This window comes from Nocardioides sp. SLBN-35 (assembly GCF_006715725.1).
In the GTDB taxonomy this organism is placed as follows: Bacteria; Actinomycetota; Actinomycetes; order Propionibacteriales; family Nocardioidaceae; genus Nocardioides.
Map to the genome: position 1 here is coordinate 1481988 of NZ_VFNU01000001.1, position 14089 is coordinate 1496076.

At 72.6% G+C, this 14089-nt stretch carries 12 protein-coding genes and 1 pseudogene; 10 read left to right on the plus strand and 3 right to left on the minus strand.

Annotated features, from left to right (window positions below):
* Positions 1-60 precede the first annotated feature (60 nt).
* Both FBY23_RS07215 and FBY23_RS07220 read left to right on the plus strand, forming a co-directional pair.
* Entirely contained in the window at positions 61-645 is a 585-nt protein-coding gene (locus FBY23_RS07215; RefSeq protein WP_260805805.1) for a gluconokinase, read from the plus strand.
* 10 nt (positions 646-655) lie between these two features.
* The gene (locus FBY23_RS07220; RefSeq protein ID WP_141797527.1) at positions 656-2035 is read left to right on the plus strand and encodes a GntP family permease; all 1380 of its coding nucleotides are present in this window, start codon (positions 656-658) and stop codon (positions 2033-2035) included.
* 9 nt (positions 2036-2044) lie between these two features.
* On the opposite strand, the gene FBY23_RS07225 is transcribed toward FBY23_RS07220, so the two are convergent.
* The gene (locus FBY23_RS07225; RefSeq protein ID WP_160158185.1) at positions 2045-2725 is read right to left on the minus strand and encodes an HNH endonuclease family protein; all 681 of its coding nucleotides are present in this window, start codon (positions 2723-2725) and stop codon (positions 2045-2047) included.
* Between the two features lie 72 nt (positions 2726-2797).
* Between FBY23_RS07225 and FBY23_RS07230 the strand changes: the two genes are divergently transcribed.
* Both FBY23_RS07230 and FBY23_RS07235 read left to right on the plus strand, forming a co-directional pair.
* Positions 2798-4516, plus strand: coding sequence for an FAD-dependent oxidoreductase (locus FBY23_RS07230; RefSeq protein WP_222117765.1), 1719 nt, complete (start codon positions 2798-2800; stop codon positions 4514-4516).
* A complete protein-coding gene (locus tag FBY23_RS07235; RefSeq protein WP_141797529.1) occupies positions 4513-5061 on the plus strand; it encodes a hemerythrin domain-containing protein in 549 nt (182 codons plus the stop codon). The genes FBY23_RS07230 and FBY23_RS07235 overlap by 4 nt, the downstream gene beginning before the upstream one ends.
* A 29-nt stretch (positions 5062-5090) precedes the next feature.
* Here FBY23_RS07235 and FBY23_RS07240 read toward each other — a convergent pair whose 3' ends face one another.
* Together FBY23_RS07240 and FBY23_RS07245 are read right to left on the minus strand one after the other, a co-directional pair.
* Positions 5091-6089, minus strand: coding sequence for an HAD family hydrolase (locus tag FBY23_RS07240; RefSeq protein WP_141797530.1), 999 nt, complete (start codon positions 6087-6089; stop codon positions 5091-5093).
* A complete protein-coding gene (locus FBY23_RS07245) occupies positions 6086-7366 on the minus strand; it encodes a helix-turn-helix domain-containing protein (RefSeq protein WP_141797531.1) in 1281 nt (426 codons plus the stop codon). Before FBY23_RS07245 ends, FBY23_RS07240 begins: the two co-directional genes overlap by 4 nt.
* 341 nt (positions 7367-7707) lie before the next feature.
* Here FBY23_RS07245 and FBY23_RS07250 point away from each other — a divergent pair, with 341 nt between their 5' ends.
* The 6 genes and pseudogenes from FBY23_RS07250 to FBY23_RS26825 form a co-directional block, all read left to right on the plus strand.
* On the plus strand, positions 7708-8829 hold the full coding sequence (locus FBY23_RS07250; RefSeq protein ID WP_160158186.1) for a helix-turn-helix domain-containing protein: 1122 nt from the start codon (positions 7708-7710) through the stop codon (positions 8827-8829).
* Between the two features lie 188 nt (positions 8830-9017).
* A complete protein-coding gene (locus FBY23_RS07255; protein WP_141797533.1) occupies positions 9018-9740 on the plus strand; it encodes a hypothetical protein in 723 nt (240 codons plus the stop codon).
* A gap of 82 nt (positions 9741-9822) precedes the next feature.
* Positions 9823-10509: a hypothetical protein gene (locus tag FBY23_RS07260; protein ID WP_141797534.1), complete on the plus strand. Its 687-nt coding sequence runs from the start codon at positions 9823-9825 to the stop codon at positions 10507-10509.
* A 113-nt stretch (positions 10510-10622) separates the two neighbouring features.
* On the plus strand, positions 10623-11705 hold the full coding sequence (locus FBY23_RS07265; protein WP_141797535.1) for a hypothetical protein: 1083 nt from the start codon (positions 10623-10625) through the stop codon (positions 11703-11705).
* Between the two features lie 350 nt (positions 11706-12055).
* Positions 12056-13096 carry a lytic transglycosylase domain-containing protein gene (locus FBY23_RS07270; RefSeq protein WP_141797536.1) on the plus strand — a complete coding sequence of 347 codons (1041 nt, stop codon included), beginning with the start codon at positions 12056-12058 and terminating at the stop codon, positions 13094-13096.
* A gap of 39 nt (positions 13097-13135) precedes the next feature.
* Positions 13136-13627, plus strand: a pseudogene (locus tag FBY23_RS26825) (ABC transporter ATP-binding protein); the annotation flags it as partial.
* Positions 13628-14089 lie beyond the last annotated feature (462 nt).

Consider the following 14089-nt stretch of genomic DNA (forward strand, 5'->3'; position numbering starts at 1 on the left):
TGTTAAAAGCAGATTAATCGCTGCACACTGTGACGGCCAGCACATCACCGGGAGGTTCCCATGAGCAGCACCCGCACCGACGGTAGGCCGACCGCACTCCTCGTCGTCATGGGGGTCTCCGGCTCGGGCAAGTCGACCGTGGGCGCGGCCATCGCGCAACGGCTCGGCGTCCCGTTCGGCGACGCCGACGACTTCCACCCGCCCGCCAACATCGCCAAGATGACCGCCGGCGTCCCGCTCGACGACGACGACCGGATCCCGTGGCTCGAGGCCATCGGCCGGTGGCTCGACGAGCACGACGACCGGGGCGGCGTGATCAGCTGCTCGGCACTCAAGGTGGCCTACCGCGACCGGCTGCGCGCCCACGCCCCGCGGGTCACCTTCGTCCACCTGCACGGCACCCGCGAGGTCATCGCGCGGCGCCAGGCCAGTCGTCCTGGCCACTTCATGCCGGCCTCGTTGCTGGACTCGCAGTTCGACACGCTCGAGCCGCTGGGTCCCGACGAGGCCGGCCTCGTCATCGACGTCGACCAGTCGGTCGACGCCATCGTCCACGAGTACGTCGTCCGGTCCGGCCGGGCCGACGGCACCCCCGACAGCACGTCCGGCAGCACGCCCGACAGCACGCCCGACAGCCAGGCCTGAGGAGTCCCGCATGTCCGTCCCGCTCATCGCCGCCGCCGGCACCGACCTCGTCGAACCGGTCGCCTCCGAGGGCCGCCTGGTCCTCGCCGCCCTGCTCGGCATCGGCGTCATCGTCGTCCTCATCATCGCCGCGAAGGTGCACCCGTTCCTCGCCCTCACCGGCGGTGCGCTGACCGTCGGCGTGGTCGCCGGCGTCGACGTCGAGACCGCGATCGCCAGCTACACCACGGGATTCGGTGCGACGGCCGCCGGTGTCGGCATCCTGATCGCGCTCGGCGCGATGTTCGGGAAGCTGCTCGCCGACAGCGGCGGCGCCGACCAGATCGTCGACACGATCATCGGCCGCTCCTCGCCGCGCGCACTGCCGTGGGCGATGGCCGTGGTCGGCGCGATCATCGGCCTGCCGATGTTCTTCGAGATCGGCCTGGTGCTGCTGATGCCGGTCATCTACCTCGTCGCGCGCCGCTCCGGGCAGTCCCTGGTCACCATCGGCATCCCGGCGCTCGCCGGCCTCTCCGCCATGCACGGACTGGTGCCGCCGCACCCCGGCCCGCTCACCGCCATCGACTACCTGCACGCCGACCTCGGCACCACCCTCGCCCTCGGCGTCGCGGTCGCGATCCCGACGGTGATCATCGCCGGGCCGGTCTTCGGCCTCGTCGGCCGCTACGTCGACGTACCGGTCCCGCACCGCTTCGAGGGGAAGGCCGACGAGGAGTACGCCACCCGGCCGTCCTTCGCCATCACCATCGCCTCGGTGCTGCTGCCCGTCGTGCTGATGATGGGCAAGGCGCTGGCGGACATCTTCATCGACGACGCGACCGACCCGCTGCGCCGCACCCTCGACGTGCTGGGCACCCCGCTCATCGCGCTGGGCATCGCCGTGGTCGTCGCGATGTTCACGCTCGGCGGCCGAATGGGCCGCGACGGCGTCTCGAAGTCGCTCGAGTCCTCGCTGCCCGGCGTGGCCGGCATCCTGCTCATCGTCGCCGCCGGCGGCGGCTTCAAGCAGTCCCTGGTCGACACCGGCATCGGCACGATCGTCGCCGAGCGGGTCGCCGACTCCAACATCTCCGTGCTCGTGCTCGCCTGGTTCGTCGCGGTCCTGATCCGCCTCGCCACCGGCTCCGCCACCGTCGCCACGGTCACCGCGTCCGGCCTGCTCGCCCCGCTGACCGCCCAGCTCTCCAACGGCGAGGTGTCGCTGATGGTGCTCGCGATCGGCGCCGGCTCGGTGTTCTTCTCTCACGTCAACGACGCCGGGTTCTGGCTGGTCAAGGAGTACTTCGGGATGAGCGTCGGGCAGACCCTCAAGACCTGGTCGGCCATGGAGACGCTGCTCTCGGTCTGCGGCCTGGTGTTCGTGATGGCCCTCAACCTGGTGATCTGACCTGCTGGGTCAGCAGTGGCCGAGCATGTCCTCCAGTGCCGCCACTTCGCTCGGGTCGACGGTGAGGCCCCACCGGGCCTTCACCGCGATCCAGCGCCGGGCGTAGGCGCACTGGAAGCCCTTGCGCGGGCGCCAGGCCGCCGGGTCGTCGGCACCCTTGGCCGCATTGGCCGGGCCGTCGACCGCGAGCAGCCCGTCGAGGTCGTTGGCGTACGCCGCCCGCCGCTCGTCGTCCCAACCGGCAGCCCCCGACACCCAGGCCTCGGCGAGCGGGACGACGTGGTCGATCTGGACCGCCTGCGCCTGGTGGAGGTCCTTGAGGTCGTCGAGGACCAGCGCCTTGCCGGTGTAGGGATCGCGCCAGGTGCCGGCCAGCACGTCGTGGTCGCACCTGCCCTGCCGGGCGGTGCGCACCGTCCCGGGCTCGGCGTCGCGGAGCAGCACGTCGTCGCGCTGGTTGCAGCCGTTGTGGTCGACGTCGGACCACGGGCTGCCGAAGGCGTCGCGGTGGTAGTCCTTCGGCGGGCGCGGCCGGTCGGTGACGGCCAGGGCGGCGAGGGCGAGTGCGGCGTCGGCCGGCACCGCGCCCGGTCCCGGGGCGCGGGACGCCGGCGTCGGCGCGGGGGCCGCGGTCGTCGTCGCGCAGGCAGCGAGCAGCAGGCCCGCCACCAGCACCCACCACCGCGTCACGGCGCCACCGTAGGGCCGAGGTCCGGCAGAAGTGGGTCGATCCACGAGGTCTGCGCTGTCAGACTCGTGCTCGTGAACGCACCGGCCCCCGAGCCCGCCGCCTCGCCCGTCATCCTGCTGGTCTCCGGCGACCACCTCGACGTCCTGTCCGAGCAGTTCCACCGCTACGAGCGTGAGTACGACGTCCGTCCCGTCACCAGCGCCGCCGCGGCGAACGCCGTGCTCAAGGAGGCCCGCCGCTCCGGGCAGCCGGTCGCGCTCATCGTCACCGAGTCGCGGCTGCCCGACGAGCAGATGCTGATGGCGATGCACGACTGGCGCGCGCTCGTGCCGACCGCGCGGCGCCTGGTCGTGATCCCGATCAGCAGGTTCGCCGAGGAGACCACGGCGCTGCGGCCCTACCTGCAGAAGGGCAAGTTCGACACCTACCTCGTGCTGCCCCAGGGCCGGCGCGACGAGGAGTTCCACTACGCGGTCACCGAGATGCTCAGCGACTGGGGCGCGACCGTCGCCACCTCCGAGGTCGACTCGGTCCGGATCATCACGCCCGAGGGACTCCCGCTGGCTCTGGCGATCCGCGACTTCCTCGACCGGCAGGGCATGCCGCACCGCAGCTACCTCCCCGACAGCCCGCAGGGACAGGAGGCGCTCGCGCGGCTCGACGCGGCGCCGGCGTACCCGCTCGTGCACATGACCTCCGGCGTCTTCGCCGACCGCCCGGTGCTGATGCCGACCTCGACCCGCGAGCTCGGCGCGATGATCTACGGCCGTCCCTCCGACATCGAGGTCGACACGGTGGTCGACCTCGCCGTCGTCGGCGCCGGCCCGGCCGGTCTCGCCGCCGCGGTGTACGGCGCCTCCGAGGGCCTGTCGACCGTCGTGATCGAGTCCGAGGTGATCGGCGGCCAGGCCGGCACCAGCTCGATGATCCGCAACTACCTGGGCTTCCCGCGCGGGATCTCCGGGCAGCGCCTCGGCCAGCGGGCCCGGACCCAGGCGATCCGCTTCGGCGCCCGCTTCTTCACCGGCTGGCCGGTCCTCGACCTGGTGCCCGGCGTCGACGGCGAGCCGCACACACTGGTCACCGACGGCGGCGACGTCCGCGCCCGCTCGGTGCTGGTCGCGGCCGGCGTCGCCTACCGCCGCCTCGGCATCGCCCCGCTCGAGGACCTCGTCGGTGCCGGCGTCAACTACGGCGCCGCGATGACCGCGGCCCGCGAGATGGAGGACCGCGACGTGTACGTCGTCGGCGGCGGCAACTCCGCCGGCCAGGCGGCCGTCCACCTCTCCCGGTTCGCGCGGTCGGTGACCATCCTGATCCGGCGCGAGGACCTGGCCGCGACGATGTCGAAGTACCTCATCGACGAGATCGCGTGGAACCCGCGCATCGACGTACGTCCCTGCACCGAGATCATCGACGGTGGCGCCGACGACAGCGGTCAGCTCGGTTGGCTGCAGCTGTGCGATGTCCGCACCCGCGAGGAGGAGCGCGTCACCGCCGGCGGACTGTTCCTCCTCATCGGTGCCGCGCCCCACTGCGACTGGCTGCCGGCCGACGTGCAGCGCGACCAGCACGGCTTCGTGCTGACCGGCCGCGACGTCCCCACCGAGTGCTGGATCGACGGCCTGCCGCCCGAGAACCTCGGCACCTGCGTGCCCGGCATCTTCGCCGCCGGTGACATCCGCTCGGGCTCGATGAAGCGGGTCGCCTCGGCGAGCGGCGAGGGTGCGTCGGCGGTGTCGCTGGTGCACGGATACCTCGAGGGGCTGCGGGTACCGCCCGCGCCATGACCTCCGGAATCGACCTGGGCCGCCCCGCGTCGGGCGACGTCATCGACCTGATCAGCGACGACCACCGACGCTTCGAGCAGCTGCTCTCGCAGATGCGCCTCGGCACCGTCGACCGCGACGCCGTCCGGCGCGCCTTCGCCGACGTCCTCGTCGCGCACGGGGAGGCGGAGGAGGAGATCGTCTACCCGGTGCTGCGCAAGGCGGCCTCCGACGTCGACGTGCACGACGTCGAGCACGGCCGCGAGGAGCACGCAGAGGGCAACGACGCCCTCTTGGTGCTGCTCGAGCTCAGGGGCACCGACACCCAGGCCTTCTCCGACGCCGTCGAGGAGCTGAGCAACCTCGTCGCCCACCACATCGCCGAGGAGGAGCTGAGCATCCTCGAGCCGGCGCGAACCGAGATCTCGACCAAGGTCCGCTGGGACCTCGGCAGCAAGTGGGCCCGGCGCCGCAACGCGCTGATCGACGAGGGCTGCGGCTCGGTCGAGAACGTACGGCGGGTCGTGGCCGCCGCCCAGCGCGAGGGCCTGCTGCAGGACGCGTGATCCGGCCCCTGGCCGGTCGGGACCCTGCGTCAGGTCGCGGCGCGACCCACCGCCGTCGCGGTGACGAGCCCGCAGCCGAGGACCGCCCAGCCGATCGCCAGCGGCACCGCCAGCACGCCGGTCGCTGCCAGCACCACTCCGAGGAGCCCCACCCCGAGGCCGGTACGACGTGAGCGGGTCGCCGCGCGCGCGGCGCTGCGCGTGAGGGCGAGCGCGGTCGCGACCCGCCCGACGTCGAGGTCGGCGAGCCGGATCCCGCGGGTGGAGTCGGCGGCGTCGGTCAGCAGCAGGTCGGCCTCCCGGTCCGCCGACGGTCCGGCGACCGCGACGACGTGCCCGGTCCGGCGCCGCTCGTCGACCAGCGCGCCGCGGGTGTCGGCCGGGCGGTCGGCGTACCACTGCGCGATGCCGCAGGCCTCGGCCAGGCCGCGGGTGTTGCGCTCGGAGTCCTCGGAGACCAGGACCGGCTCGACGCCGTCGGCGCGCAGCCGGGCGACGTCCTCGTGGGCGTGGGGGCGCACGTCGTCGGCGACGGTGATGTAGCCGATCGGGCGGGAGTCGACCTGCACGCCGAGGGTGACCCCGGCGTCGTCGCGGGCCGCCATGCCCAACCAGTCGGGGCGGCCCAGGCGGACCGGGTGCCGGTCGACGGAGCCGCTGATGCCGCGACTGCCGTGCTGCTCGACCTGGCTGAGCTTGCCGCGCGAGGAGAGCCGGGCGATGGCCTGGCTCACCGGGTCCTCGGCGGCGTGGCCGAGGGCGCCGGCGAACCAGCGCAGGTTGCGCTCGTGGTCGGGCTCGACGGGGTCGACCGCCACGACCCGCAGCTGGCCGGTCGTGACCGTGCCCCAGCGGTCGAGGAGCACCGTGTCGACGCGCGGACCGACGGCCAGGGCCGTGCGGTCGTCGAGGAAGACGCCCGCCGCACGACCGCGCGCACGAGCCACCCACCGGGCCACGGGTACGGCGTAGGCGAACACCGCCGGCAGCGCTGCGAGGAGCACGCAGGCGACCAGGGCTGGGGTCATCCGGTCTCCTCCTGCTCCCGGAACCGCCGGAAGTCGCTCTGGTCGCCGGCGACCCACAGCGGGACGCTGGCCTTGAGCAGCAAGGTCAGCTGGACGACGTAGTCGGGGTCGTGCAGCGAGTCGCCGAACAGCTCGTTGATCCGCTTCCAGCGGTAGCGCACCGTCTGCGGGTGGACGCCCAGGCGGGCTGCGATCGCGGGCGCGCTGTCGCGGGTCTCGAGCCAGACGAGCAGGGTCTCGGAGAGGATCTCGCGGGAGTTCTCGGTCTCGTTGAACAGCGGCTGCAGCAGCTCCTGGGCGAGCTGGCGACGCAGCACCGGCTCGGCGTGCAGCCAGATCTCGGTGCGGAACCGGACGCACTCGATGACCGGCCGCGCCGGGATCACCCGGGCCTCGACCAGGGACAGGGCGCGGGTCGCCCAGGTCCACGCGGCGCTCGCGTCGCCGCGGGGGACCGGCCAGCACACCGACGCCCGCGCCTGGGGTGCACTGCGGCGGATCGCGGCGACCACCTCCTCAGCGTCGGCGGTCGCGCACACCACGGGCTGGGGGGTGCGCCCGGTGCGGGTGAGCGCCTTCGGGCCGAGGGCATCGCCGCGCACGGCCTGGTCGCCGGCCTCGACGGCGATCACGGTGACCTGGTCGGGCAGCTCCCAGCCGGCGATCGCGGCCTGGGTCTCCACCTCGTCCTCGTCGGTGCCGGCGAGCAGCGCGGTCAGCAGCCGGGCGCGGGCCAGCCCGCTGTCGGTGCTGCGGGCCTGGGCGCCTGCGCGGTAGCCCACCGCGATCTGCTCGGTGAGCTGGCCGACGAACGTGGTGATCGCGTCGTTGATGGCGTTGAGGGCGCCGGCCGACAGCTCGTTCTCGGCGGCACTGACCCGCAGCTCGTCGGAGATCACCCCGACCGCGATGGCCATGCCCTGGTCGATCGTGTCGAGGTCGCGCCCGCGCAGGGCGACCCGGTAGCCGACCTTGCGGAACATGTCCTCGACCGGCAGGTAGGACACCTCGCGGCCGAGCGACTCGTCGACGAAGACCCGCATCGCGTTGTGCACCGCGGTGAAGACGAGGTCGAGCAGGCGCGCGTCGGCGGGGTCCGCGAGGCCGGGTACGCCGGAGCGCACCTGGTCGGTCACCTGCTCGGCGACCTCGCGGACCCGCCCCTCCAGGCTGCTGATCATCCACTGGGCCGAGCCGGGCAGCGCGGCCCGCGGGGGCGCCGCCCTCATCGACTCCCGCCCTGCCTCATCGCCGGACTCCCGCTCCTTGCGGCTCACCAGCCCGCGGTCGTCGCCGACGCGCGACCCGAGTTGTTCGCGTGCATGTCGTGTCCCTCCCCACCGGCCCCACCGGTGTGTCGTGGAACATACCTCCGCCCGCCGGCGCACGGGGGAATTTGTCACCCGCGTGACAAGTCTCGGGCTGCTGTGGCCGCGGGCGTCGTACCGCTGGGGGAAGGGTGGCAGGACCGGGCCGGTCCAGCTGTGACCGTTGTCACCCGCCTGACAAGGAAAAGGCCCGGCGAGGCAGGAGGACCGATCGACCCTTGCCGCCGTCGAGCGGGCTGTGGCTGGCTCGTACCGCGGCCCACCCCCGGATGCCGCAGGAGGGAGCGGACGTGATCGGGAGCGCGATCCGCCAGTGGGGGGGTGTCGCCGACGGCGACGCCCTGGTGGCCGTGCTGTGCCACGACCTGGACACGCCGGATCGTCCACTCCCTCCTGCGGTCGCCCACTCGGTGATGATCGCGACCCGGGCGTTCGTCGGCGCCGAGGGGCGGTTCGAGGACGCCGTCAGGCAGGTCGGGCCGACCCTCATGCAGATCGGCCGCCGGGCCGCGGTCCGCGGCCACAGCGCGGAGCGGCTCAGCCGGGACCTGCGCCAGGTCGTCGAGGACCGCACCCGCCGCGCCGACCAGGTGATCGCCCGGGTCCATCCGCGCGAGGAGCGTGAGGCCCTGCGCGGCGGACTGGAGCGCTTCCTCGACCAGCTGCACCGCGCCGCGCTGGCCGGGCACCGGCAGGTCCGCACGATGATGGCGCTGGCCCCGGACGCACGGCGCGACATGGTCGCGCGCGCGGTCTTCGCCTCCGCCGCGGTGCCCGCGGAGCTGCTCGTCCTGGCCGGCATCGACCCGGCGACGCCGTACCTTCCCGTCGTCTGGGTGTCCGGTACGGCGGCCCTCCCGCCCGGCGAGCGTCCCGACGTCCTCGTCGACCCGGCCGGCGGCGCCCTACTCGTCCCGGACGGCCGGCTCCCCGGGCTCGAGCCGGGGGAGCGGGTGGTCACCGGCCCCGCCCGGCCGGCAGCCGACCTCGCCGAGTCGATCCAGCTCGCACGCCAGGCGGCCGCCGCGATCCGGGCCGGGGTGATCCTCAGCGACCGTGCCGTCACGTCGTGCGCCGACGTCGCCGCGGAGCTGGTCGTCGCCGGGCGCCCCGCGCTCACCGAGCTCCTGGTCGACAAGTACCTCGCCCAGCTGCAGGCGCTCAAGCCCGTGCGCCGCGTCGAGGTCGCGGAGGTGCTGCTGACCTGGCTGGAGACCCGCGGTTCTCTCGCCGACGTGGCGTCCGTGCACCACATCGCGCGCCAGACCGCCCACGACCGGCTCCGCATCGGCCGCGAACTGCTGGGAGCGGCGATCGAGGAGCCGGTCGCCCATGCGGCGATCGTGCTCGCTCTGCACGCCGCCGTGCCGCGGTGGCGCGAGGAGGTGGCCGCTCGTGCGGAGCGTCGCTGACGGCCTAGGACACGGCCTCGATCCCCTGGTTCACCGGACGTGTGTCCGGACTTCGGGCCCCGATGCGCCCGACCCGTTGACCGTGACAGCCGCAGGCTCGCACGGTTCCAGTGCGCACTCCCCGGAGTGCTGATCCAACCCCCGCAACACCCCGCAACACCCCCCCGCAACACCCAGGAAACAGAGAAATGGAGATCATCCCCATGCGACTCAAGAGTTCCCTCAACGGCCTCGCCGTCGTGGCCGCCAGCGCCGCCGCCGTCCTGGCCATCCCGGTCGGCCCGGCCTCCGCCCTCGTCGACTACACCGTCACCTCCGGCGGCGGCACCAACGCCGTCACTGCGACCAACGTGGGCAACCTGGTCTTCGAGGACACCTACCTCGGGCCGTTCGGCACGCCGGGCAACCCCAGCATGACCTGTACCACGCTCAGCGCCGACGGCTCGGTCAACCCGGGCGGGCACGCCTTCACCCCCACCTCACCCGATCCGGTGACCGTCACCGATGCCGCGGGACAGGTCACCCCGGTGTCCGGCGATCTGTCCGGCTGCACCAACGCGGTGGTCGGACCGGTCACGCTGACCCCGTCCGGCACCTGGAAGCTGGGGCTGTCGTCCAAGTCCGGCAACGGTGGCACGGGCTACCTGTCCGGCGTCCAGGTCCACCTCTACGGTGAGGCGGGTGGCGAGACCTGCCAGGCCGACGCGATCGGCACCCTCAAGGGCGCCTACGACGGCACCACCGGCCGGTTGACGATCGACGCGAGCTACGAGGGACTGGTGCTCAAGAACGTCACGAGCTCCAACCCGAGCGCCCCCAGCCCGCTGTGCAACGTGGTCGGCATCTACGAGGACGACCCGGCCACGGGCTCGGGCATCGTCCAGCTCACTCCGGCCCCCAGCATCAGCTGACCCCTCCTCGAGTGCGCGAGGGCCGGCCCACGCCGGGCCGGTCCTCGCTGCTCACCGGACCGATGAGAACACGGAGCAAGAGATGAGAAAGCACACCTCCTTGGCCCGCGCGGCCTCCGCACTGACCGTGCTGCTCGGTCTGAGCATGCTCGCCGCCCCTGCGCCGACCGCTCACGCCGAGGACACCGGCACCACCCTGACCACCCTCTACGACGCGCAGGGTACCTCCACGATCGGCAGTATCGGCTCCTCGCTGCCGATCGGCCCGACCGTGCTCACCGAGACCCTGGACATCCCGACCTCGAACATCATCGACGGCACGTTGCCGATCCCGAGCCAGCAGGTCCAGTTCAACGCCCTCGGCTTCATCCCGATCCGTGCGACCGTCTCGTTGGTCCAGGTCGGACCGATCACCGGGACCCTGCGCCCCGGCACGGTGCCGCGGAGCAACGCGGTCACCGCGAACGTGCACTACACGATCCGGCTGAGCAACGTGAAGGCGCTGATCTTCGGCATCTGGACGCCAATGTTCGTCGGGGACAACTGCCGGACCGCGGCTCCCGTCGACATCACGGTCAAGACGCCCGACGGCCAGACGTTCAACGTGTTCAGCGGCGGCCCGGTGGCCGGCACCTACACGATCGGCGACTTCACTGGGTGCAGCGCCTTCTTCATCCCGGGTGTCGGCTCACTCGCCATCAACGCGATGGTGCCCGGCAGCAACAACACCATCGCACTGCAGCTGTCCAACGGTCGCTACCCGGCCTAGGTTGGCGTGACTGGATGTTCCGTACTCGCGCGGCTTGCCCACACGACCTGTGGGCGAGCCGCGCAGGCGCTGACATTGACCCCTACGTCCCTCGAGCGAGGAGCCGATCTCCGATGAGCCACTCGATTTCGCACCACTGGAAGGCGCGTCGGATCCCGATCCTGGTCGCGTGGATTTGTCTCATGGCCTTCGTCGGCACCCCCGGCGCCTACTCGGACGACGGCGGGGTGGGTTCAGGTCACGAGCTGCCGCCCGTCGGGAGTCCTCAGGACGGTGCGGGAGGAAGCGGACCGGTCGGTGCCAGCCAGAACACGCTCATCGAGCGCAGCAAACTCATCATCAGGCTGCCCAACCTGCTCGGCTGGCTGATGATCAAGCCTCCCTATCGGGACCCCAACGCCGGACTGCCGCGGCCGAGGCCAAGCCCGGTTCCTGCTGAGTGGCAGTCGGACGTTCCTGGATGTGTGGTGACGGCCCTCGCGCTCGTGAACGACATCTACGCCATCGGACCCTCTCCCGGCGGACGGCCGGTGGGTGCTCTGCCGCCGACCACGGTCAGGACGGTGGCCTTCGGATCGATCCCCGTCAGCGCCACGTTGCAGCTGAGCCAGGTGATCGACGGCGAGCTGGAGCCGTTCCGTGCCGACATCTGGCCGATCGGCGATGCCGCGCGGATCCCCTGCGACCCCGAATGGCGTCGCAAGAATCCCGAGAATCCGGCCTATGTGCGCGGCCGGTTGAGTCTGACCGTGTCCGAGATCGCCATCGACGGCGTGCCGGTCGACGTGGGCAACCGCTGTCGCACCGTCGCCCCTCTGGACATCAACCTGTGGGCAGCGGATGCAGGCAGCTCGACGTCCCCAGACCCTTGGTACCCGGTTCTCGGAGGTCGTCTCTTCCAGCGCAAGGACACGTCCCGGGCCGCTGTGCCTGGTGGCAATCTTTTGCACCCCGCATCCAGCGACCTGACGATTCCGGCCTTCACGGGCTGCCGCTCGGCCAGCGGCGACGACGTCAGTCGCCTGCTCACCGCCGCCATCGCGGGACCTGGCAACGAGCTCTCCGTCCGCCAGGACCCGGCGGCTTCGTATTCCGGTGATCGCAACGATCCGACGGCCTGCGGGGTGCAGAGCGGGAAGGTCGTCTGCCCGCTCGATCCGCCGCCGCCGCCCGCCATCCCCGTCCCTGCGGACTGAGCGAGGCTGGGCGGAGCAGGAGCACTGGGCCGACAAGCCCCCCACAACAGCGGCCGGCGTGACCTCGGGTCACGCCGGCCGCTGTCGTCGTACCCCGTGCCGAGACGCGGCGTTGTCACCCGGATGACAACGCCTCCGAGTCCGACAGCTGTGGCCGTCGGGAGGCCGGGACCGGGCCCGCGGTCGGCACCGTGCGGGCGCCGATCGGGGCCGGATCTTGTCACCCGCATGACAACATCCGGCCCGCATACGCAGATGGTGCGCCGTTGCTCTGGCGTTCTCGTCGCGTCGGTCCTTGACTGGCGACCGGTTCCACCATGTGATGACACTCACTCGGGAAGGGGAGCGCAGTGGACGCAGGGTCCCGGCGTGGCTCGCGGCGGCGCAGGATCGCCATCGCGGTGCTCGGAGTGCTGCTGGCGGCCGTCGGCATCGCCGGCGGTACGGCGCAGGTGCTGCGCATGGCCGCGGATCCCGCGCCGCCCGCGCCCCGCGAGCCGGCCGCCACGACGAAGGCGGCTGCACCCCTCACCGACGTGGCGCCGGCCGTCGCGGTGGACCCCACGGCCGCGGTACGACGCCCGCGGGTCGGGGAACCGAGCGACTTCCCGGGGTCGCTCGGCTCCACCCCGCCCGAGGCGCTCGCCGCCTACCAGCGGGCGGCGGCGGTGCTCGACGCCGCCGGCGCCTGTGGGCTCGACTGGACGGTGCTGGTGGCGATCGGCCGGGTCGAGTCCGACCACGGCCGCGGACCCGCCGTGGGCAGGCCGTTCGACGGCACCGGCCGGCGCGGCGAGGTCACCGACACCGACGGCGGCGTCCTGGACGGCGATCCTGTGTGGGACGCCCCGGTCGGCCCGTTCCGGCTGCTGCCCACCACCTGGACCAGCGTCGCCGTGGACGCCGACGCCGACGGGGTCCGCGACCCGCGCGACATCGACGACGCGGCGCTGGCCGCGGCCGTGCGCCTGTGCGCCGGACAGGACCTGAGCACCCGGCGCGGGCTGCGGGCCTCGCTGGCGGCCTACCACCCGGCACCGGGCTTCGTGCGCACCGTGCTGCGCCTCGCGCACCGCTACGCGCGGCAGTCCGCCCAGGTGCCCGTCGTACCGCTCCCGTCGCCGCTGCCGCTGCTGCCCGAGGACTGCGCCTGCACCCAGGCCCGGCTCCTCGCCGAACCGCGCGACGCGCTCGCCACGACGGCTGCCTCGCCGACCAGCAAGACACCGACGCCGAGCGGAGAGCCGTCGGACGACCCGACCAGCGAGCCGACCGGCGGGCCCGGCGAGCCGACGTCCGAGCCCACGTCCGAGCCGACAACCGAGTCGACAACCGAGCCGACGAGCCCATCCACCGACCCCACCACCACGACCACCCCCGAGCAGCCATGACTCCCCGCGAGCAGCGCACCGACAGGCAGGAGACCCGCCATGGGCGGCACCGTTGAGGTCACCGGACTCACCAAGAGCTTCGGTTCCCAGAACATCTGGAGCGACGTCACCCTGACCCTCCCGCCGGGTGAGATCACCGCGCTGCTGGGGCCCTCGGGCACCGGCAAGTCGGTGTTCCTCAAGTCGCTGATGGGCCTGTTGCGGCCCGAGGCCGGGCGCTGCCTGGTCAACGGCGTCGACATGGTCACCGCCAAGGAGTCGCACCGCCTCGAGCTGCGCAAGAGGTTCGGCGTGCTGTTCCAGGACGGCGCGCTGTTCGGCTCGATGAGCGTCTACGACAACGTCGCCTTCCCGCTGCGCGCCCACACCCGCATGAACGAGACGCAGGTGCGCGAGATCGCCATGACGAAGCTCGACATGGTGGGCCTGCTCGGCCAGGAGCACAAGCTGCCCGGCGAGATCTCCGGCGGCATGCGCAAGCGCGCCGGCCTGGCCCGCTCGCTGGTGACCGAGCCCGAGATCATCCTGTGCGACGAGCCCGACTCCGGCCTCGACCCGGTCCGTACGGCGAACCTCGCCCAGCTGCTGCTCGACGTCAACGCCCAGACCGACGCCACGATGCTCGTGGTCACCCACAACATCGAGCTCGCGCGCACCCTGCCCGACAACCTCGGCATGCTCTACCGCCGCCAGCTGGTGATGTACGGACCGCGCGAGCAGTTCCTGCTCACCGACCACCCTGTCGTGTCGCAGTTCATGGCCGGCGACCCGGTCGGCCCGATCGGGATGAGCGAGGAGGTCGACCACTCCAGCAACGCGCCCCTGCTCGACGACTACGGCTATCCGGTCGACGGTCCGGCCGGCGCGCCCACGATGGTGCGTGCCGGCGCCCGCGCGATCGAGGTGCTGCCCCGCCAGCTGCTGCCTGCCAGCGGCCGGCCGCGGCCCGCGACGGAGCGACACGCCCGCCGGGTCGCGACCGGCGACGCGAGC